The 18,391-nt window shown below is 69.9% G+C and carries 18 protein-coding genes; 5 read left to right on the plus strand and 13 right to left on the minus strand.

The features are described 5' to 3' along the window. Window positions 1-40 precede the first annotated feature (40 nt). Entirely contained in the window at window positions 41-511 is a 471-nt protein-coding gene (locus ACO0E1_RS11860; RefSeq protein WP_422874365.1) for a BLUF domain-containing protein, read from the plus strand. Between the two features lie 51 nt (window positions 512-562). Here the strand turns inward: ACO0E1_RS11860 and ACO0E1_RS11865 are convergent, their stop codons facing one another. The 3 genes from ACO0E1_RS11865 to ACO0E1_RS11875 form a co-directional block, all read right to left on the minus strand. Then, window positions 563-1,396 (minus strand): glycoside hydrolase family 16 protein, encoded by an 834-nt coding sequence (locus ACO0E1_RS11865; protein WP_422874366.1) that lies wholly within the window; start codon window positions 1,394-1,396, stop codon window positions 563-565. A 14-nt stretch (window positions 1,397-1,410) separates the two neighbouring features. After that, on the minus strand, window positions 1,411-3,177 hold the full coding sequence (locus ACO0E1_RS11870) for a hypothetical protein (protein WP_422874367.1): 1,767 nt from the start codon (window positions 3,175-3,177) through the stop codon (window positions 1,411-1,413). Between the two features lie 140 nt (window positions 3,178-3,317). Beyond that, window positions 3,318-3,812 (minus strand): MarR family winged helix-turn-helix transcriptional regulator, encoded by a 495-nt coding sequence (locus tag ACO0E1_RS11875; protein ID WP_422874368.1) that lies wholly within the window; start codon window positions 3,810-3,812, stop codon window positions 3,318-3,320. A gap of 89 nt (window positions 3,813-3,901) precedes the next feature. Between ACO0E1_RS11875 and ACO0E1_RS11880 the strand changes: the two genes are divergently transcribed. Then, window positions 3,902-4,831 (plus strand): NADP-dependent oxidoreductase, encoded by a 930-nt coding sequence (locus ACO0E1_RS11880; RefSeq protein WP_422874369.1) that lies wholly within the window; start codon window positions 3,902-3,904, stop codon window positions 4,829-4,831. Between the two features lie 70 nt (window positions 4,832-4,901). Here the strand turns inward: ACO0E1_RS11880 and sufU are convergent, their stop codons facing one another. The 4 genes from sufU to ACO0E1_RS11900 all read right to left on the minus strand — a co-directional run bounded on the left by sufU (window position 4,902) and on the right by ACO0E1_RS11900 (window position 8,359). Then, entirely contained in the window at window positions 4,902-5,351 is a 450-nt protein-coding gene (gene sufU, locus ACO0E1_RS11885) for a Fe-S cluster assembly sulfur transfer protein SufU (RefSeq protein WP_422874370.1), read from the minus strand. Continuing rightward, window positions 5,348-6,700, minus strand: a complete 1,353-nt coding sequence (locus ACO0E1_RS11890) for an aminotransferase class V-fold PLP-dependent enzyme (RefSeq protein ID WP_422874371.1) — start codon at window positions 6,698-6,700, stop codon at window positions 5,348-5,350. The genes sufU and ACO0E1_RS11890 overlap by 4 nt, the downstream gene beginning before the upstream one ends. Window positions 6,701-6,778: 78 nt before the next feature. Continuing rightward, a complete protein-coding gene (locus ACO0E1_RS11895) occupies window positions 6,779-6,991 on the minus strand; it encodes an antitoxin (RefSeq protein WP_422874372.1) in 213 nt (70 codons plus the stop codon). An 84-nt stretch (window positions 6,992-7,075) separates the two neighbouring features. Further along, a complete protein-coding gene (locus tag ACO0E1_RS11900; RefSeq protein WP_422874373.1) occupies window positions 7,076-8,359 on the minus strand; it encodes a chloride channel protein in 1,284 nt (427 codons plus the stop codon). A gap of 55 nt (window positions 8,360-8,414) precedes the next feature. Between ACO0E1_RS11900 and ACO0E1_RS11905 the strand changes: the two genes are divergently transcribed. Further along, the gene (locus ACO0E1_RS11905; RefSeq protein WP_422874374.1) at window positions 8,415-8,825 is read left to right on the plus strand and encodes an ASCH domain-containing protein; all 411 of its coding nucleotides are present in this window, start codon (window positions 8,415-8,417) and stop codon (window positions 8,823-8,825) included. A gap of 4 nt (window positions 8,826-8,829) precedes the next feature. On the opposite strand, the gene ACO0E1_RS11910 is transcribed toward ACO0E1_RS11905, so the two are convergent. Then, on the minus strand, window positions 8,830-9,234 hold the full coding sequence (locus ACO0E1_RS11910) for a TFIIB-type zinc ribbon-containing protein (protein ID WP_422874375.1): 405 nt from the start codon (window positions 9,232-9,234) through the stop codon (window positions 8,830-8,832). Window positions 9,235-9,350: 116 nt separating this feature from the next. On the opposite strand from ACO0E1_RS11910, the gene ACO0E1_RS11915 reads away from it, so the two are divergent. Continuing rightward, window positions 9,351-10,517, plus strand: a complete 1,167-nt coding sequence (locus tag ACO0E1_RS11915) for an ROK family protein (protein WP_422874376.1) — start codon at window positions 9,351-9,353, stop codon at window positions 10,515-10,517. Window positions 10,518-10,725: 208 nt separating this feature from the next. Here ACO0E1_RS11915 and ACO0E1_RS11920 read toward each other — a convergent pair whose 3' ends face one another. The 5 genes from ACO0E1_RS11920 to ACO0E1_RS11940 form a co-directional block, all read right to left on the minus strand. Beyond that, entirely contained in the window at window positions 10,726-12,105 is a 1,380-nt protein-coding gene (locus ACO0E1_RS11920; protein WP_422874377.1) for an ABC transporter substrate-binding protein, read from the minus strand. A gap of 9 nt (window positions 12,106-12,114) precedes the next feature. Next, window positions 12,115-13,068 carry a carbohydrate ABC transporter permease gene (locus tag ACO0E1_RS11925; protein WP_422874378.1) on the minus strand — a complete coding sequence of 318 codons (954 nt, stop codon included), beginning with the start codon at window positions 13,066-13,068 and terminating at the stop codon, window positions 12,115-12,117. 26 nt (window positions 13,069-13,094) lie between these two features. Then, window positions 13,095-14,066, minus strand: coding sequence for a carbohydrate ABC transporter permease (locus tag ACO0E1_RS11930; RefSeq protein ID WP_422874379.1), 972 nt, complete (start codon window positions 14,064-14,066; stop codon window positions 13,095-13,097). Between the two features lie 161 nt (window positions 14,067-14,227). Continuing rightward, entirely contained in the window at window positions 14,228-16,417 is a 2,190-nt protein-coding gene (locus ACO0E1_RS11935; RefSeq protein ID WP_422874380.1) for an alpha-galactosidase, read from the minus strand. 53 nt (window positions 16,418-16,470) lie between these two features. Continuing rightward, window positions 16,471-17,454 (minus strand): magnesium and cobalt transport protein CorA, encoded by a 984-nt coding sequence (locus ACO0E1_RS11940; RefSeq protein ID WP_422874381.1) that lies wholly within the window; start codon window positions 17,452-17,454, stop codon window positions 16,471-16,473. A gap of 106 nt (window positions 17,455-17,560) precedes the next feature. Between ACO0E1_RS11940 and ACO0E1_RS11945 the strand changes: the two genes are divergently transcribed. After that, window positions 17,561-18,355, plus strand: a complete 795-nt coding sequence (locus ACO0E1_RS11945; RefSeq protein ID WP_422874382.1) for a TspO/MBR family protein — start codon at window positions 17,561-17,563, stop codon at window positions 18,353-18,355. Window positions 18,356-18,391 lie beyond the last annotated feature (36 nt).

Here is an 18,391-nt window from a genome sequence, read left to right on the forward strand (position 1 = left end):
ATTGTTGCACCAGCGCGCTGCCGGACACAGACTCGTGGTGATGACTGCACTGACCTCACTCGTGTACATGTCCGTCGCCGCCGACGAGATGACCGATGCCGACCTGGTCGCGATGCTCCGGGAAGCACGCCTGCGGAACGACGCGCTCGGCGTCTCCGGTCTGCTGCTCGCGAAGGGTGGTCGGTTCCTGCAGGTCCTGGAGGGCCCGGTGTGGAGTGTCGAGGACCGGTTCCGTGCGATCGAGCGCGACCCCCGGCACCGCGAGGTCAAGACCCTCTCGCGTGAGGCCGTCACCTCGCGCCGCTTCGACGGCTGGGCCATGGCGTTCGCCGCGCCGTCCGACTCGGACGTCCGGGACGAACCGGGTTTCAGCACCTTCCTCGCGGACCGTTCACCGCTGCCGGCCGAATTGGCCGGCTCCCCTGCCGACTGGCTCCTCCGGTGGTTCCGCGGTCGTGACCTGCACGATCTGCCGGAGGAGCGGGTCACCCTGGGCCGACACGCCGCCTGACGACACCGGAGCGGGTCCGGCGACGGCCGGTGGTCGCCGCCGGACTGCCGATCAGGAGTTGTCGATCACGCGGACGAAGTCGACCCGCATCTGCTGCGGGAACTGCGTGGACCCGTCCGGGTAGCCCGGCCAGTTCCCGCCGACCGCCAGGTTCAGCACGATGAAGAACGGCTTGTCGAACACCCATGGGTTGCCGCCGGTGTCCGCCGTCGTGACCGTCTTGTACGCGACACCGTCGACGGACCAGGTGATCGATCCGGGCCTCCAGTCGACCGCGAACGTGTGGAACGTGTCCGCGAACGACCACCCCTGCGGGTGTTGGTAGCTCGACGTGATCCCCTGACCCCCGGAGTACCCGGGCCCGTGGATCGTGCCGTGCACGGTCGCCGGTTCGTAGCCGACGTTCTCCATCACGTCGATCTCACCGGAGTTCGGCCACCCGACCTGGGGCAGGTCGGAGCCCAGCATCCAGAACGCCGGCCAGATGCCCTGCCCCCGCGGGATCTGGATGCGCGCCTCGATCCGGCCGTACCGGGGTGTGTACTTCCCCTGCGTCGACAGCCGCGCGCTCGTGTAGGACCCGTCGGCCTCGCGCTTCGCCGTGATGACGAGGTTGCCCTGTCCGTCGAGCGCCGAGTTGTCGCGCGAGTCCGTGTAGTTCTCCAGCTCGTTGTTGCCCCAACCACCGCCTCCCGTCTCGTTCGTCCAGACCGAACGGTCCGGTGCGCTCCCGGCGGGGCCGTCGAAGTCCTGCGACCAGATGACGTCACCGTTCGCGGCGCTCGCCGGGCCGTTCGCGGTGACGGCCGGTGCGACGCCGAGGGCGACCGCGGCCGTCCCGGCGAGCACGAGTGCGACCGTGCGGCGCTTCCTGTTGCGTGTCATGTCCTCGGACCTCCTCAGTTGTACGACGCCAGTCGGTTCGGCGCCGTGTTGCCCGCCGGTGTCGGGACCGCTCCCCCGACGCCGTTGATCACGCTCGAGATGGTGCCTGTGTCCCCGAGGGAGACCGTCACCAACCCGTGCGCACGGACGCCGGACGTCTGCGGGACCTCGAACGCACGATCGGCGTGCACGGCCGGGTTCGTGTTGAAGAAGCAGTAGACGCCGCCACCCCAGATCTCGTGCGTCGTGACGGTCGACGCCACCTTGTACGCGGCGTACCCGGCTCCGGTCGGGCTCTGCCACGACGCGTTGTCCGGCACGTCGTACGGCATCTCGTTCTGGAAGAAGATGGTCTTCCCGTTGTTGCCGTTCCACTGCACCTCGTACCGCTGGTAGTGCTCGACGAAGAGCCCGGTGGCGAGGACGTCGTCCCCGTTCACCTCGACGCCCGTGGCGCCGGTGTTGACCGTCCATCCGGTCGCCGCTCCGCCGTGGTCGGCCCGCCACGCCCAGATGTGGTCGACGAGGGTGTCGTCCGCGTTCACCTGCAGGGTGGTCGAGGCCTTCCCCTGGATGCTCGAGCCGACGCGGAAGAACACGTCCTGGATGCTCTGCGGGTCGCCGGCGTGGTCGACGTGCGAGCCGCTCGTCCCGAGGCGGACGAGCTGGGCACTGTTCTGCGTCCCGGCGTCGACGACGAGGTTCGAGACGTTTACTCCCGCGACGTCCGTCGAGGTCAGGACGGCGTTGCCCTTCGTCGGCACGAGCGTCGGGAACCCGATGCCCGTCACGACGGTGTCCGCCCGGGTCACGGTGATCGGCGCGTCGAGCTGGTAGGTGCCCGGCGTGAAGAACAGGTTGAGTCCCTGGGACAGCGCGCTGTTGATCGTCGACGCCGAGTCACCGGGGTGCGCGACGTAGAAGTTCCGCATCGGGATGTCGGTGCCGGCGGTGTTCGGCCAGGTCACCCCGGACGAGTTCTGTCGGAGCGACGGCACGAACACGTGGTACTTGTTCGAGGAGTCCACGTACAGGTACGGCTTCTCACGCGTGGTCGGCGTCGTCGCGAGGGTCGTGTAGCTCTTCGAGAAGTCGTTCGCCGGGGCGCCGTTCACGCCCGAGAACGTCATGTTCCAGTTGCCGCCCTGCCACGACCCGATCGTGGAGTTCCGGGTGTACCACTGCTGCTGCGACCCGCTCGTGACGGTGCCGTCGACCTTCGAGTCGGCGATGTAGCCGCCGGAGGAGTACCCCTGTCCGCCGTCCTGGTTCGACGGCCCCATGGTCAGGTTGCCCGCGATGTGGACGCGACGCATCGGCGCGGCCTGGGACACCGCCCACCGGTCGGTGCCGCCTTCCGGTGCGATCTTCACGTTCTCGACCGATCGCCAGAAGTTCTGCGTCGCGTTCTTCTCGTCGCCGGCGTTCCAACCGGAGTCGACGTTGACCGCGCCGTTGATGGTGACGTCGTCGGGGTTCTTCCCGAGCCCGGCGACCGAGGTGTAGAACCCGAGGTTCGCCCAGACACGCCCATAGCTGCCCGGCTTGAAGAGGAACGCGTACCGCTGCGATCCGAACTGCGCGCTCGGGTTGCGGAGTTGGGCGTTGAACGCGGCGTCGACGTCGGCCTGGATGGTCGATGCCGGCACGGAGGGGTCGTAGATCTTGACACTGCTCCCGAAGTCGGGGGTGTCGCTCGTGGTCACCGCCTGAGCCGAGATCGCGGGGGCCAGTGCTCCCACGACACCGGCGCTCAGGGCGATCGCGACGAGTTGCTTCATCCGTCGTTGCATGATGCTCGATTCGTCGATGTGCGGCGACGTTGCCGCACGCAACAGAAGCTAGACCTGTTCGTCCGCTCAGACAGTCGGACGAATCGAGGACCAGTCATGTCCCCCGGATGAGGGGTGCAGACCGCGCGTCAACGACCTCGACGACGAACCGCCGACCGCGGCGGCGCCGCCCGGAGCTCCGCACTGACCCGTCCGAGGATCCGTGCGAGTTCGGCGGCGTCGTCATCCGTGAGGTGCGCGAAGAGCAGCCCGTGCACCGTGGCGATGTGCCCCGGGAAGACCGCGGCAAGGACATCGCGGCCGGCCGCCGTGAGCGTCACGACCGTGCTGCGCTCGTCATCCGGGGACGGTCCGCGGGTGACGAGCCCGCGCTGCTCGAGCAACTGCGCCTGGTAGGTCAGCCCGCTCCGGCTGTAGACCACGCCGTCCGCCAGGTCCGTCATGCGCAGGTGCCCGTCCGGTGCGTCCCCGAGCCGGGCGAGCAGCTGGAACTGCACGTAGCTGAGCTGCCCGACGTCCTTCAACTGCCGCTCCACTGCGGGCCGCAGCAGCGCTCCGACCTCGGTGAAGGCGAGGTAGGCACCGAGCTGCGTCGGCGTGAGGGCGGCAGGCGTTTCCGGCATGCTCCGATCCTACCTGTTGATTCGAATTCGAAGCAGTGGTACGGTTCCAACAACTTCGAATTCGAAGCACATGACGAAAGGGCAAGACCATGCAGGCAGTCCAGTTCTCCGAGGTCGGCGGACCCGAGGTCCTCCGGTACGGCGAGGTCGAGCAGCCCGCGCCCGCCGCCGGGCAGGTGCGCGCGCGGGTCGCGGCATCGGCGTACAACGCGGCCGACAACGGCATGCGGGCCGGGTTCCTCCCCATCCCGATCCAGCTCCCGCACATCCCCGGGTACGACGTCTCCGGAATCGTCGATGCACTCGGCGACGGTGTGACCGGACTGGCCGTCGGCGACGCGGTCATCGGCTTCCTCCCGATGGAGGCCGACGGCGGAGCAGCGGAGTACGTCGTCGCTCCGGCGGAGTCATGGGTGCCAGCACCGACGAGCATCCCCCTGGCCGACGCGGCCGCGCTGCCGTCCGTGGCACTCACCGCGTGGCAGGCGCTCTTCGACGACGGCGGGCTCCGCGCCGGGCAGCGGCTGCTGATCGTCGGCGCCGGCGGCGTGGTCGGCAAGTACGCGATCCAGCTCGCGAAGCGCGCCGGCGTCCACGTCATCGCGACCGCGAGCCCCCGCAGCGCCGACGACGTCCGGGCAGCAGGAGCCGACCAGGTCATCGACCACACCGAGGCCGACGTGCTCGGTGCACTCGACGGGCAGGTCGACGTCCTGCTGAACCTCGCGCCGCTCGACCCGGAACAGTTCGCGGCCGACGTTGCAGCCGTCCGGGACGGTGGCACCGTCGTGAGCACGACGGCGTTCATCACCACTCCGGGTGACGAGTCGCGGGGTGTGCGTGCCGCGACCGTCTTCGTCCTGCCGAACCGGGAGCGCCTGGCCGAGCTGGTGGCCCTCGTCGACCAGGGTGCGCTGGCCGTCGAGGTCACACGGCGCATCCCGCTCGCCGAGCTGCCGGCGCTCCACGCCGAGGGTGCGGCCGGCCGGATCGCCGGCAAGGTGATCGTCCTGCCGTGACGCTACCAACCGGCGGACGGGAGGCTCGTGGCCGTGTCCGCCACGAGCCTCCCGTCCGCCTGTTGGATGACTACCGGGCCGCGCTCGCCTCGCGCGCGGCGGCTTCCGCCGCGACCCACGCGAGCATCGCGCACTTCACGCGCATGACGAACTTCGAGACGCCGTGGAAGGCGATCAGGTCCTCGAGGACGTCCTCGTCGGGCTCGCCGGCGCCACGAGAGCGCATCATCGTGCGGAACTCCTCGGTGAGCGCGAGGAACTCCGGCACGGTCCGGCCGACGGCCATGTCCGTGAGCACCGAAGCCGAAGCCATCGAGATCGAGCAGCCGTCGCCCTGCCAGCCGAGTCCAGCGACCCGGTCGGATCCCGGTTCGAGCCGAACGCTGACGGTGATCTCATCGCCGCACGTGGGGTTGCGCTCGAAGTGCGACGCATCGGCGTCCGGCAGCTCGCCGTCGCCGTGCCGGGCCTTCGCGTGGTCGAGGATGACCTGCTGGTACAGGGAGTCGAGGGTGTTCACGCGTCCGCCTCCGTTGCTCCGAAGTACCCACGGATCTCGCTGACGGCCTGGACGAAGCGGTCCACGTCCTCGTCGGTCGTGTACACGTACGTGCTCGCGCGGCTCGTCGCGGTGAGCCCGAGGCGACGGTGCAGGGGCTGTGCGCAGTGGTGCCCGGAGCGGACGGCGATGCCCTGCGCGTCGAGGTACTGCGCGACGTCGTGAGCGTGCACGCCGTCGACGTCGAACGACACGAGCCCGGAGCGCGGCACACCGGCAGCGGGACCGACGACCGAGATGCCGGGGACGGTGGCGAGGCCGTCGAGCATGCGCTGGGCGAGGTGCTCCTCGTGGGCGCGGACCTGCTCCATCCCGATCGCCTGCAGGTAGCGGACGGCCTCGGCGAGCGCGACGGCCTGCGACACGGGTTGGGTGCCGGCCTCGAAGCGCTCGGGTGCCGGCATGAAGTCGGTGTGCTCCATCGTCACCGTGGTGATCATCGAGCCCCCGGTGCGGAACGGGGGCAGCGCGTTCAGCAGGTCGCTGCGTCCCCAGAGCACGCCGATGCCGTTCGGGCCGAGCATCTTGTGGCCGGAGAAGGCCGCGAAGTCGACGTCGAGCGCCTGCACGTCGAGGGGACGGTGCGGCGCGGACTGGCAGGCGTCCAGGACGACGAGTGCGCCGTTGGCGTGTGCCGCCTCGACGACCTCGGCGACGGGGGCGATCATGCCGGTGACGTTCGACACGTGCGCGAACGCGACGACCTTCGTGTGCTCGGTGATCAGCGCGAGCGCGTCGGCAGCGGTCCAGCATCCCTGGTCGTCCACGGGCACCCAGCGGAGGGTCGCTCCGGTCGCGAGTGCGGTCTCCTGCCAGGGGACGAGGTTCGCGTGGTGCTCGGCCTCGGTCACGAGGATCTCGTCGCCGGGACCGATCCGGAAGCGCTCGGCGTCCGCTCCCCCGCGTCCGCGGCTGGCGTTCGCGATGCCGTAGGCGACGAGGTTGAGCGCGTCGGTGGCGTTCGACGTCCAGACGATCTCAGTCGGGCTCGCGGCGCCCACGAAACCGGCAACGGTCGCGCGGGCGTCCTCGTACGCGTCGGTGCTCAGCGCCGCGAGGGTGTGCGCCCCGCGGTGCACGGCGGCGTTGTCGTGTTCGAGGAACCGGCGTTCGGCGTCGAGCACCTGTCGTGGCCGCTCCGCGGTGGCCCCGGAGTCGAGGTACGCCAGCGGCTGCCCGTTCACCTGCTGCTGCAGGATCGGGAAGTCGGCCTTGATCCGCTCGACCTGGTCGTCGGTGAGCGGCTGGTTCGGTGCCACGATCGTCACTGCGCTTGTTCCTCCTGCTGTCGTCGGGGACAACCGCTCCATCGTCCTCGTTGTTCCACCAGGAGTCCAGCCGGACGGCCCCGGGCCGTTCGCCGCAGGGCCGTCCGACCGTCGTTCGCGCTACTCGTTGCCGATGTGCTTGTCGGCGGTGTCGCGCGCGCCGTCGATCTTGTCGTCGTACTTGCCGCCGGTGGCCTTCTTGACGGCATCGGCGACACCGTCGAGGACCTTGTCGCTGATCCCTTCGGCTTGCTCGCTCTTCAGGGCGTCCTGGACCTTGTTGTCCTTGAGGAAGTCCTGCGCCTTCTTCGTGATGTCGTCGAACCCGGCCATCGTCTGCTCCTGACGTTCGGCGCGGGGCCGTGCGCCCCGCGTGTTGCCGCCGATGGTAGGCCGATGTCCGCGGGGAGGTACCGGTCAGGTCATCTGGGCGCTGCGCCGACGGGCGAGCACGTAGCCGACGGCGACCGACCCCGACACTGCGAGCAGGGACGGGATGAGGATGTCGGTGCCCTGCTGGGTGAACTCGACGACGAGCACGAGCGCGGTGAAGGGCGCCCGCATGGTCGTGGCGAGGAACGCCGCGGCTCCGATGAACGCGAACGACACCAGGTTCGGGCCGTCCGCCGGCCACATCAGCATCCACGCGCCGCCGAGGAAGCCACCGAACGCGGAGCCGATCGCGATGGACGGCGTCAGGGTGCCGCCGACCGCACCGGCGCCGATCGTCGCCGACGTGGTGATCGTGCGGATGAACCCGAGTACGAGGAGCCCGACGATCGGGGCCATCCCGAGCATCGTCCCGCTGTTCATGGACGTGTTCATGGCGACGATGCCGAGCGCACGACCGTTGCCGAGGATCTCCGGGAACGGGACGGCGATGAGCCCGACCATCGTGAACACGAGCGGCAGCACCACGAGGAGGTGCCAGCCCTTCGGCGCGATGCCCTGCAGTCGGTTCGTGAGCTTCACGAACCCGACACCGGCGAACCCGAGCACGGGTCCGACGATCACGGCCCACACGAGCAGCGACGGCGTGAGGTGGGTCGCGGGTACGTGGTACAGGACCTCGTCGGGGATCACGACGCGCGCGACGAGGGCGGCGATGGCACTCGTCGCGAAGGCCGGCAGCGCGGTGGCGAAGGTCAGCTCACCGAGCAGGACCTCCACCGCGAAGAGCGCACCGCCGAGTGGGACGTCGTAGACGGCGGCGAGACCGGCCGCAGCTCCGCAGGCGACGAGGATCTTCGTCTCGCGCTTCGTCAGGCCGGCCCTGGCGGTGATGAGCTGGGACAGCCACGCGCCGATCTCGCGCGGTGCCACCTCCTTGCCGATGGAGGCACCCAGTCCGACGGCGAGGATCTGGATCCCGGCGTTCCCGATCGTGGCGAGGGTCGGCATCCGCTTGCCCCCGATCGCGGCGGGGACCGACACGATCGGTCGACCCCAGCGCCGGATCGCCCACCAGGCGACGCCCGTCAGCACACCGGCGGCGACGAGCGCCAGGAAGCGGTTCAGACCAGACGGAGCGTCGGCAGCCTCGAGGTGCCCGCCGAACGGGTACCCGAACGCGACGAACTGGATGAGCTGCAGGGCGAGCCAGACCGCGATGCCGGCGATCCCGCCCGCGACGCCGACGAGCCCGGTGACGACGACGAGTTTGATCACCCACGCGGGTGTCGTGTGGGCGGTGTGCGACATGTCGGAAACCCTATCGGCCACCCGGACCGGCCCTCGGCCACGCTACGGTGACCGGGTGTTCCCCCGCATCGACGTCCCCGGCCACGGCGAGCTCCGCGGCCTCGAGCTCGGCGACCCCGGGCCACTCCGCCAGCGGCTGACGTCACTGGTCGCCGACGGCTCCAAGACCGCCACTGCCGGACGGCTCTCCGAGTACGACGACGAGGGCGAGGAGCTCGAGCACGTCGGCGAGCGGCTGGTCCTGCTCGACGACGACGACCGCCCGGCGGGGACGGTCGTCGTCACGGCGGTCGAGATCGTGCCCTTCACCGAGGTGCCGTGGGCGTTCGCGGACGCCGAGGGCGAGGGCTTCACCGACATCGACGACTGGCGGGCGCAGCACCGTCGCTTCTGGTTGCGGACCGAGGGCGTGGTCGTGCCCGACGACGAGCCGATCGTGCTGATCTGGCTCCGCTACGAGCCGTGACCGCTCAGTCGAAGAGCTCGCTGAGCCAGTTCCCGCGGCGCTTCTTGCCGTACTGCTGCCCGTAGCCCGGCTGCTGCCCGTACCCGGGCTGCCCGTACTGGCCGTAGCCACCTCGGCGGCCCTTGTCCCACGACCCGGGCGACCCAGGCGAACCCGGCGACGCGTACCCGTTCCGCGGCACCGCCATCCCCGGCGCGTACCCGGGGACGGAACCGTACGCGGGGGCGGCCGGCACGCCGGGGACCGCCTGCGGTCCAGGAGCTGCTGACGACCCAGGCGCGGCCCGGTCGATGATCTTGTCGAGCTCGCCGCGGTCGAGCCACACGCCACGGCATTCCGGGCAGTAGTCGATCTCGATGCCGGACCGCTCCGACATCACGAGGGTGGACTGGTCGTTGGGACACTGCATGCGTCCGATCCTGTCGGCCCCGCGTGTGCCACCGGTGCCAAGGCGCTGGAGGACCACTGTGGATCACCGGAGTGTCCGCCGTCCGACACCCGTCGCCCGCGCCCTAGGCTGACGACGTGACCGAGACCCGAGGCACAGCGGAGCACGGCTGGGAGCCGCTCGTCGGCAGCGCGCAGTCCGTCGTCCTCGAGGTGCTCCGGGCCGGCCCACGCCCACGCACCGAACTCGCCGAACGCCTCGGCCTGTCCGGCCCGAGCCTGTCGCGCATCACGAGACCGCTGCTCGAGGCGGGGATCCTCGTCGAGCGCGACGGGGTGCAGCAGACCACGACCGGGCGCCCGTCGATCCCGCTCGACATCGACGCGGACGCGCACCACTTCATCGGTGTGAAGCTCACCGGGGACAGCCTGTTCGCTGTCTCGACAGACCATCGTGGCCGGGTGCTGACGGAGCGCGAGGAAGCACTGACCGACACGGCCGTGCCTGCCGTGGTCGCCCGGATCGCCGAGGTCGTCGCCGCGATCACCGCCGAGGACGACCGTGTCCGCGGGGTCTGTGTCGCCCTGGGCGGCGCGACGATCGACCGGCGCGAGGTCCGGCGCGCACCGTTCCTCGGCTGGGAGGACGTCCCGCTCAGCTCGCTGCTCGGCGCGGCGACCGGCCTGCCGTGCTCCGTCGAGAACGACGTCCGGGCACTCACGCACGCCGAGCACTGGTTCGGCGAGGGCCGCGACCACCGCTCGTTCGCGCTCCTGACGATCGGCGCCGGCATCGGGCTCGGCCTGGTCGTCGCCGGCACGGTACTGTCAGGCGCTCACTCGACCGCCGGCAGCATCGGGCACCAGCGGCTCGGTGGCGCGGTGAGCACGTCTGACCTCCGGTGCGAGTTCGGCCACCGCGGGTGCGCCCGCGCCGTGCTCAGCGCGCGGGCGATCTCCCTCGCGGGCACCGAGGCGCTCGGCCGGCCGGTGTCGGCGGTCGAACTCCTCGACGAGGCCCGCGGCGGTCACTCCGGTGCGCGTGCCGTCGTCGACACGGCTGCCGAGGCCCTCGGACTCCTCGTCGCGGACGTCGTGAACGTCGTCGATCCCGAGGTCGTCCTGCTCTCCGGCGAACTCGTCGGGATCGCCGAGGTCGGCCGGGCAGCGCTCGACCGCTCGGTCGACGCCGCTCGGCACTGGTCGACGCCGACCCCGACGGTGATCGCGCAGCCGTTCCGGTTCAACGAGTGGGCGCGCGGCGCAGCCGCGGTGGCCATCCAGATGCACGCGCTCGGCGCCTGAGAGCGGACCACGCGCGGCTGTCACGGCGCTCCGCGTCGCATCGAGGGAGCAGAAATCGTCGGGTCGACGGCGCCCGGGCGACGATTTCTGTTCCCTCGATCGAGACGGGGCGCGAGGACGGGGCGCGGCGCGGAGACCACGCGCGGACGGGAGGCTCGGTGCCGGCTGGCACCGAGCCTTCCGTCCGGAACGGAACGCGACCAGCGCGTCAGGTGAGCTGCAGGAGCGTGTTCACCTGGTCGTTCACCGAGGTCAGCGTGCTGACCGGCTTGCCGTTCGCGTAGATGTCGTCGAACGCCGGCTGCACGAGCGCCTGCACGTCCGCCGGGTTCCGCGTGACGGGGAACAGGAAGGTGGTCTTGTCCTCCACCTGCCGGGTGAACGCCGACACGTCGAGCCCGCGCTTCTCGAACGCGGCGACGGCGGCATCGGTGCCCTCCGGACGGGCCGGGAACACGATGCCGGCACGACCGACGATCTGCTGCGCCGTGGAACCGCCGAGGAACGCGACCCACTTCGCCGCCGCCTCCGGGTTCTTCGCCTGCTTCGTGATCGAGTCGCCGAGCCCGTTGAACATCGAGGCGCGGTGCCCGACCGGCCCGACCGGCGTCGGCGCGATGCCGATCTCGAGCCCCGGGAGGTTGGCGTACGTGCCGATCATCCACGAGCCGTTGAACGACAGCGCGACCTTCTTCGCACCGAGCTGCACGTCCGGCCCGGTGGTCGTCGAGAAGACGCCGTACTTCGGCATGTACCCCTTCTCGGCGAGGCCGTAGTACCAGGACATCGTCTTCTGGAAGCCGACGTCGTCGTACCGGAACTTGTTCCCCCACGGGTTCTTGTTCGTGTAGAACCAGTCGGTCGACCCGGTGAACGGCGACCACTGCGTCTGCCCGAACCCGTCGCCGCCGCTACCGTTCGCGCTGATGCCGTAGACCGCGACGTCGTTCTTGTCGAAGCCGGACTCGTCGCCGCGCCTGCCCTTCCCGTCGACGGTCAGGTGGGCGACCATCTTCTCGAACGACCCGCCGTCGTCGGGGTTCCACTCGAGCGACGCCAGCTGCTCGGGGGTGACCCCGGCCTTCGCCATCGCCTTCTTGTCGTAGAACATCGCGATGGTGTCCCAGTCCTTCGGGGACCCGTACCGGTGACCGTCCTGCCCCTTCCAGAGCTCGGCGAGGCCGGACTGGTAGTCGGCGTCCTTGATGGAGGCGGTGGCCTCGAGCTCGTCGAGCTCGTAGAGCACGTCGAGGTCCGAGTACTGCGGGAACTTCGTCAGGTGGTCGGTGAACACGTCCGGCGCGGTCCCGGCGATGAACCCGGCGGTGAGCTTCGTCCAGTAGTCGTTCCAGCCGAGCTGCGTGATCTTGATCGTGATGCCGGGGTTCTGCTGCTCGAAGGCCTTCGCGACGGCCTGGTAGGCGGGCAGCTGGTTCGAGTCCCACAGCCAGTAGGACACGGTGCCGGTCGCGCCGCCGGGCGCTCCGCCCGACGAGCGGCCGGGTGACGAGCACGCGGCGAGCGCACCGAGGGCGAGGGCTGATGCTCCGCCGGCGAAGAGCGCGCGGCGGGTGATGGAGTTCGTCATGAGCTGGACCTACTTGATGCCGGAGAAGCCGATGGAGTTGACGATGCGCTTGGCGAACAGGCCGAACAGCACGATCATCGGGAGCGCTGCGACGAGGGTCGCGGCCATGAGTCCTGCCCAGTCGGTGCCGGACTGCGGCGACTGGGACTTGAAGACGCCGAGCGCCACGGTGAGCACCCGCGAGCTGTCGGTGTACGACACCATGAGCGGCCAGAAGTAGTCGTTCCACGCGGTGATGTACGTCAGGACGGCGAGCGTCGCGATCGGTGCGCCGGCCATCGGCAGGATGAGGCGGAAGAACACCCGGACCTTGCCGGCGCCGTCGATGAGGGCTGCCTCCTCGACCTCGCGGGAGATGCCGAGGAAGAACTGGCGGAGGAAGAACACCGCGAACGGGGTCATCAGCATCGACGGCAGCGAGATCCCGAGCAGGGTGTCGACGAGGCCGAGCGACTTGATCAGGGCGAAGTTCGGCAGGAGCGTGAAGATCGTCGGGACCATGAGCCCGGCGAGGAACACCGCGAAGACCTTGTCGCGCCCGGGCCACCGCAGCCGGGCGAAGGCGTAGGCGGCGCCGGCGGAGAAGAACACCTGGCCGACGGTGATCATCGTCGCGGTGATCACCGAGTTGAGCAGGTACTGCCAGAAGTTGATCGCCGCGCCGGAGCCGCCCTGGGCGAGCGCCTCCTTCGTGGACTGCAGGCCGAACACCCGCTCGAACCCGCCGAGGCTGAACCCGGTGGGCAGCAGCGAGGTGGGGTCGGCGGAGATGGCACCGTTCGACGACAGCGCCGTGCGGAGGATCCAGTAGAAGGGGAACAGGGTCACGACGATCACGGCGATCATCGCGATCCAGGCGAACACGCGGCCGACGGACGGCTTCGGTCGCGGGGGCTTCGCGCCACGCGTGGTGACGGCGCGGGTGGTGGTGGGCTCGGCCACCGGAGGCAGGGTGCTGGTCATCGTCGACTCGCTTTCCGTGGTCCGGGTCAGTCCAGGTCGCTCTCGCCGGAACGCGAGAGTCGGTACTGGATGAAGGTGATGATGCTGAGGACGACGAGGAGGGCCACCGAGACGGCGGACGCGTAGCCGAACTGGAACCGGCCGAAGGCCAGGTTGTAGATGTAGTTCTGCACGACGTTCGTGGCGTTCGCCGGGCCGCCCTGGGTCGTCACCGCGACGGTGTCGAACACCTGGAACGAGCCGATGATCGTGATGATGAGCACGAGCGACAGGATCGGGCGGAGGAGCGGCACGGTGATGCGCCAGAACATCTTCCACTCGCTCGCACCGTCGATGCGGCCCGCTTCGTAGACCTGCTCCGGCAGCGCCTGGAGGCCCGCGAAGATCAGGAGCGCCGTGTAGCCGACGTTCCGCCAGACGTTGATGAACGCGATCGTCGGGATGCCCCAGAAGTCGCTCTGCAGGAACGGGATGCGACCGACGCCGAGTGCGGACAGGACCTCGTTGCCGATGCCGAGCTGGGTGTCGAGGATCCAGAGCCAGATGAGCGCAGCGACGACGTTCGACACCAGGTACGGCGCGAGGACGATGCCGCGGACGAACGTGGACTTCGTCAGGCGGTGCATCATCACGGCGATGAACAGCGCGAGGATCGTCTGGAACCCGATGTTCAGCAGCACGTACTCGACCGTGACGGCCATCGAGTGCCAGAAGATCGAGTCCTGCACGAGCCGCTCGTAGTTCTGCAGGCCGGTGAACACCGGCGGGGTGAGCAGGTTGTACGAGGTGAAGCTCAGGTAGATGCCGCGGATCGTCGGCCAGAGCAGGAACACGGCGAACCCGATCGCCGCGGGGGCGATGAAGACGAGGGCGAGCCAGAGGTCGTTCCTGGGGCGACGTCGGCGCGGTGCTGCGGTCCTGGATCCGGCCGCCTCCGCGGCTCGGGCGGGCCGGCCCCGCCGGACGGCTGGCGCCGTCAGGGGTGTTTCGGTGGCCATCGTGACTCCTTCGTCAACGCGGTTCCGTCCGGGTGGCAGTCCCGGATCGGATTTAGTGTCGCTGCAAAAGAAAGCGGTTGTCAAGGGCCTTGTGCGCACATGACGGACGGGAGGCTCGTGGTGACGTCACCACGAGCCTCCCGTCCGTCAGCAACGCGCGATCAGAGCGCGGTGAGCCGGAACGGGACGACCCGCTCCGCGTACGTGGACGGGGCTTCCAGCCCCACCGTCTCGAGGACCCGTCCGGTGAAGACGCGCTCCCCCTCCCACCAGACGGGCGCGCGGACACCGTCGGCGCCGCTGCCGATGAGCACCGGGTCGACGCGGTACCGGGTGTCCGGGTCGAGGTCGCGGAAGGTGATGCGGCCGCGGAGACTGACCTCGGGTGCCGTGAGCGACGCCAGGAAGAACATCGCCTGCTTCCGGTCGGGTGCGACCGTGCCGTAGACGTTCAGGGTGTCGTCGACCTGGTCCACGCGCACCAGGTCGCCGCCGTGCAGGAGCGCACGGGTGTCCTTATAGAGGGCGATCCACTCGGCGAGGTCACGCTCCTCGGCCTCGGTCGCCTTCGACAGGTCCCACTCGATGCCGAGGTGCCCGAAGAGCGCCGTCCCCGCGCGGAACGACAGGTCGTGCCAGCGCCCCGTGGTGTGGTTCACGCCACTGGCGATGTGCGAGCCGAGCAGCTCCGGCGGCAGGAGCTGCATCGTCCAGCGGTTCATCTGCTGGCGCTCCAGCGGGTCGATGCAGTCCGAGACCCAGACGCGGTCGGTGTGCTCGATGACGCCCAGGTCGACGCGCGCACCGCCGGACGAGCACGACTCGATCTCGAAGCCCGGGAACCGGTCCTTGAGCGCGGCCATCAGCCGGTACGCGGCGAGGGTCTGCTCGTGCACGGCCGCGCCGCCGTCGCGGTGCCCGGCCTCCACCAGGTCGCGGTTGTGGTCCCACTTGACGTAGTCGACCCGGTACTCGTCGACGATCGCCGTCATCCGGTCGAGCACGTACTCGTACGCCTCCGGGATCGCGAGGTTGAGGACCTGCTGGTGCCGGGACCGGATCGGCAGGCGACCGTCGGCCTGCATGATCCACTCCGGGTGCTCCCGGGCGAGGTCGCTGTCCTCGTTGATCATCTCGGGCTCGAACCACAGGCCGAACTGCATGCCGGCGGCCCGCACGTGGTCGACGAGCGGGGTCAGACCGTCGGGCCACACGTCGTCGTCGACGAACCAGTCCCCCAGGCCCGCGAAGTCGTTGCGGCGGTGGCGGAACCAGCCGTCGTCGAGGACGAAGCGCTCGACGCCGAGCCGGGCGGAGCGGTCCGCGAGGTCCTCGAGGCGTGCGAGGTCGTGGTCGAAGTACACCGCCTCCCAGACGTTGATCGTCATCGGGCGGGGGCTCGTCGGGTGCTGCGGGCGACTCCGCAGGTGGTCGTGGAACCGGCGGGCCTGGGCGTCGAGGCCGTCCGCGTAGGCGCCGTAGACCCACGGGCCCTGGTACGTCTCGCCCGTGCCGAGGCGGACCTCGCCCGGCAGCAGGAGTTCGCCGCCGCCGATCACCTGGTTGCCGTTGAACAGGCGCTCGGCGTGGTGACGGTGGTTGCCACTCCACGCGGTGTGGACGCCCCAGACCTCGCCACGCGCGAAGCCGAAACCGGGCACGCCGACGCTCAGGACCGTGGCGGCGTCGGCGCCCGTGCGGCCCTTGCGGCCCTCGCGCTCGTGGATGCCGACGACGAGTTCGCTGCGCTGCGGGGTGCGCTCCTTGCCCCAGCGGCCGGCGAAGTCCAGGATCTCGCGAGCCCTGGTCGGGATCGGGAGAGCGACCGTGAGGTCGTCGACGGTGTACGGGCGCTCGTCGTCGTTGGTGTCGCCGGTGTTCGTGACTGCTGCGCGGGCGCGGATCAGCCCGGATGCGAGGAGCTCGATCTCGAGGCGCGCGGCGAGGCCGGCGTGCTCGTCAGCGGCCTCGACGACGACCATGGCCGGGCCGGCGTCGATGCGTGCGGGCTCGCCGTCCTTGCTCGGCAGTGTGTCGTGGGCTTCGCCGATCACGTCGATGCTCGTCGTCGTGAACCTCGGCGACCAGTCGTGGCCGTCCCGGTGGCCGCTGACGCCGGGCTTGCCCGACCACCCGGCGTGCGGCTCCGGCAGGATCGCCAGGCGGATCGGCTCGTCGACGGCGTTCGACACGACCGGCTCCCGCCCGGCCTCGACGAGGGCCTGCAGGTCCGCGGTGGACTGCTCCCCCAGGGCCACACCCCAGTGCACCACCGACGGCAGGCGCCCTTCGGTGCAGTCGAGCACGAGGGAGACCCCGGCGGTGGACAGGTGGACGAGGGAGTGCGTCATCGGAGCTCCAGATCAGCGTTACTTTTGTTCCGCAAGTATGTCAGAGGGACTCGTCAGAACCAGCGCTTCACCTTGAAGACCACGAAGAGGATCGCGGCGAAGGCCACCATCGCGACGATCGACAGCGGGTACCCCCACGTCCACGAGAGCTCGGGCATGTGCGTGAAGTTCATGCCGTAGATGGCCGCGATGAGGGTCGGCGCGAACAGGATGGCGGCCCACCCGGAGATCTTCTTCGTGTCGTCGTTCTGCTTCTGCGCAGCCAGGGTGGCGTCCACCGTCAGGGCGTTCTGCAGGAGCTGCCGGAAGGTGTCGATGCGCTCGATGGTCCTGATGGCGTGGTCGAGGACGTCGCGGAAGCGTCGCTGCATCTCGACCGGCAGGTGGTACTTCTCGGCGCCGCGGTGGATGTTCTCGATCATGTGGACCAGCGGACGCGCGGCCCGTTGGAAGTCGACCACCTCGCCGAACAGCTCGTAGATGCGTCGGGACACCCCTGGAACACCGGCGAAGAGCTGGTCCTCGATCTGGTTGATGTCTTCCTCGAGGCCCTCGATCACCGGGATGTAGTCGTCCACGATCGAGTCCATGAGCGCCCAGAGCTGCGCCTGCGGTCCCGCCGTCACGAGTCCGGGCTTGCCGCTCATCCGCTGCAGCGCCCGCGGCACGACGTTCCGGCCACGTGGATCGGCCTTCACGACGGCCAGGAAGAACTGCTCGCCGACGAAGGCGTGCACCTCGCCGAACTCGACCTCCTCCAGCTGGTCGTTGTAGAGCGCGGGCTTCAACACCGCGAACAGGGTCGAGCCGTACCGCTCGAGCTTCGGCCGCTGGTGCCCCTCGGCGGAGTCCTCCACCGCGAGCTCGTGCAGCCCGAGCGCCACCGCGACGTCCCCGAGTTCCTCGGCATCGGGCTGGTACAGGACGATGCATGCGCTGGCGTCCTGTTCCTCCATCATCCGGAAGGAGTCGTCGAGCGTCGGACTCGCGATGGGTGCGATGCGGTCGATGTAGGCGGTGTTGAGCTCGACGGTCACGTGCCCAACCTACGCACGTCCCCCATCCGCTGAACGGCACCTGCGCACCGTGGCGTCGCGACCGCCTACCGTGCAGGTCATCAGCATGCTGACGAAGGGATGAGTCATGCGGTGGTTCCGGAAGATCGCGATCGCGGCGAGTGCCGTCATCGCCGTGGTCGGCTCGTTCATCGGGTCAGGCGCGGCAGGGGGAACCCCCATCCAGGACGCTGCCGGCGGAGCCCTCTCGGCGTCGTCGACGGCCATCGCGCCGGCCGGACCCGCGTTCGGCATCTGGAGCGTCATCTACGTCGGACTCATCGCCTTCGCGGTCTGGCAGTTCCTGCCGCGCCGTGGCGACGAGGCCCGCCACGACCGCCTCGCCGTGCCCGCGACACTGTCCCTGCTGCTCAACGCCGCGTGGATCCTGTCCGTGCAGTTCGGGCTGCTGTGGCTGAGCGAGCCGATCATCGTCGCCCTGCTCGCGGTGCTCGCGTGGACGTTCGTGGTCCTGCGGCGCACGCGTCCGTCCGGCACGGTCGAGGCGATCGTCACCGACGGCACGTTCGGCCTCTACCTCGGCTGGGTGTGCGTCGCGACGGCGGCGAACACGGCAGCGGTGCTGACGGCCGCTGGCTTCCGGGGCTTCGGCCTGTCGCAGGACGTCTGGGGTGTCGTCGTGGCACTCGTCGCCGGCGCGGTCGGGGTCCTGCTGGCCGTGACCGGCCGCGGGCGCCTCGCTCCGACGGTCTCGCTGGGCTGGGGCCTGGCATGGGTCGCGGTCGCACGACTCGACGGCCCGCTGGTGTCGGTGCCCACCGCGGTCGCTGCGCTCGTCGCCGTCGTCGTCGCCGTGGTGGTCACCCTCGCCGTGCGCACCCGCGCGGGCTGGTCCGCCGCCCGGTCCGCGCGCGCCGCGTAGCCCGCGCTCGATCAACTTTTGCGCTGAGCGACACTT

It is taken from the genome of Curtobacterium guangdongense (genome assembly GCF_049341845.1).
Taxonomy (GTDB): Bacteria; Actinomycetota; Actinomycetes; order Actinomycetales; family Microbacteriaceae; genus Curtobacterium; species Curtobacterium guangdongense.

Excerpts from the sequence above, each read along its gene's own strand:
- ACO0E1_RS11930 (WP_422874379.1), bottom strand. The coding sequence starts at position 14,066 with ATGGCCACCGAAACACCCCTGACGGCGCCAGCCGTCCGGCGGGGCCGG.
- ACO0E1_RS11865 (WP_422874366.1), bottom strand. The coding sequence starts at position 1,396 with ATGACACGCAACAGGAAGCGCCGCACGGTCGCACTCGTGCTCGCCGGG.
- ACO0E1_RS11925 (WP_422874378.1), bottom strand. The coding sequence starts at position 13,068 with ATGACCAGCACCCTGCCTCCGGTGGCCGAGCCCACCACCACCCGCGCC.
- ACO0E1_RS11875 (WP_422874368.1), bottom strand. The coding sequence starts at position 3,812 with ATGCCGGAAACGCCTGCCGCCCTCACGCCGACGCAGCTCGGTGCCTAC.
- ACO0E1_RS11890 (WP_422874371.1), bottom strand. The coding sequence starts at position 6,700 with ATGGAGCGGTTGTCCCCGACGACAGCAGGAGGAACAAGCGCAGTGACG.
- ACO0E1_RS11945 (WP_422874382.1), top strand. The coding sequence starts at position 17,561 with ATGCGGTGGTTCCGGAAGATCGCGATCGCGGCGAGTGCCGTCATCGCC.
- ACO0E1_RS11900 (WP_422874373.1), bottom strand. The coding sequence starts at position 8,359 with ATGTCGCACACCGCCCACACGACACCCGCGTGGGTGATCAAACTCGTC.
- ACO0E1_RS11870 (WP_422874367.1), bottom strand. The coding sequence starts at position 3,177 with ATGAAGCAACTCGTCGCGATCGCCCTGAGCGCCGGTGTCGTGGGAGCA.
- ACO0E1_RS11880 (WP_422874369.1), top strand. The coding sequence starts at position 3,902 with ATGCAGGCAGTCCAGTTCTCCGAGGTCGGCGGACCCGAGGTCCTCCGG.
- ACO0E1_RS11895 (WP_422874372.1), bottom strand. The coding sequence starts at position 6,991 with ATGGCCGGGTTCGACGACATCACGAAGAAGGCGCAGGACTTCCTCAAG.
- ACO0E1_RS11860 (WP_422874365.1), top strand. The coding sequence starts at position 41 with ATGACTGCACTGACCTCACTCGTGTACATGTCCGTCGCCGCCGACGAG.
- ACO0E1_RS11920 (WP_422874377.1), bottom strand. The coding sequence starts at position 12,105 with ATGACGAACTCCATCACCCGCCGCGCGCTCTTCGCCGGCGGAGCATCA.
- ACO0E1_RS11910 (WP_422874375.1), bottom strand. The coding sequence starts at position 9,234 with ATGCAGTGTCCCAACGACCAGTCCACCCTCGTGATGTCGGAGCGGTCC.
- ACO0E1_RS11935 (WP_422874380.1), bottom strand. The coding sequence starts at position 16,417 with ATGACGCACTCCCTCGTCCACCTGTCCACCGCCGGGGTCTCCCTCGTG.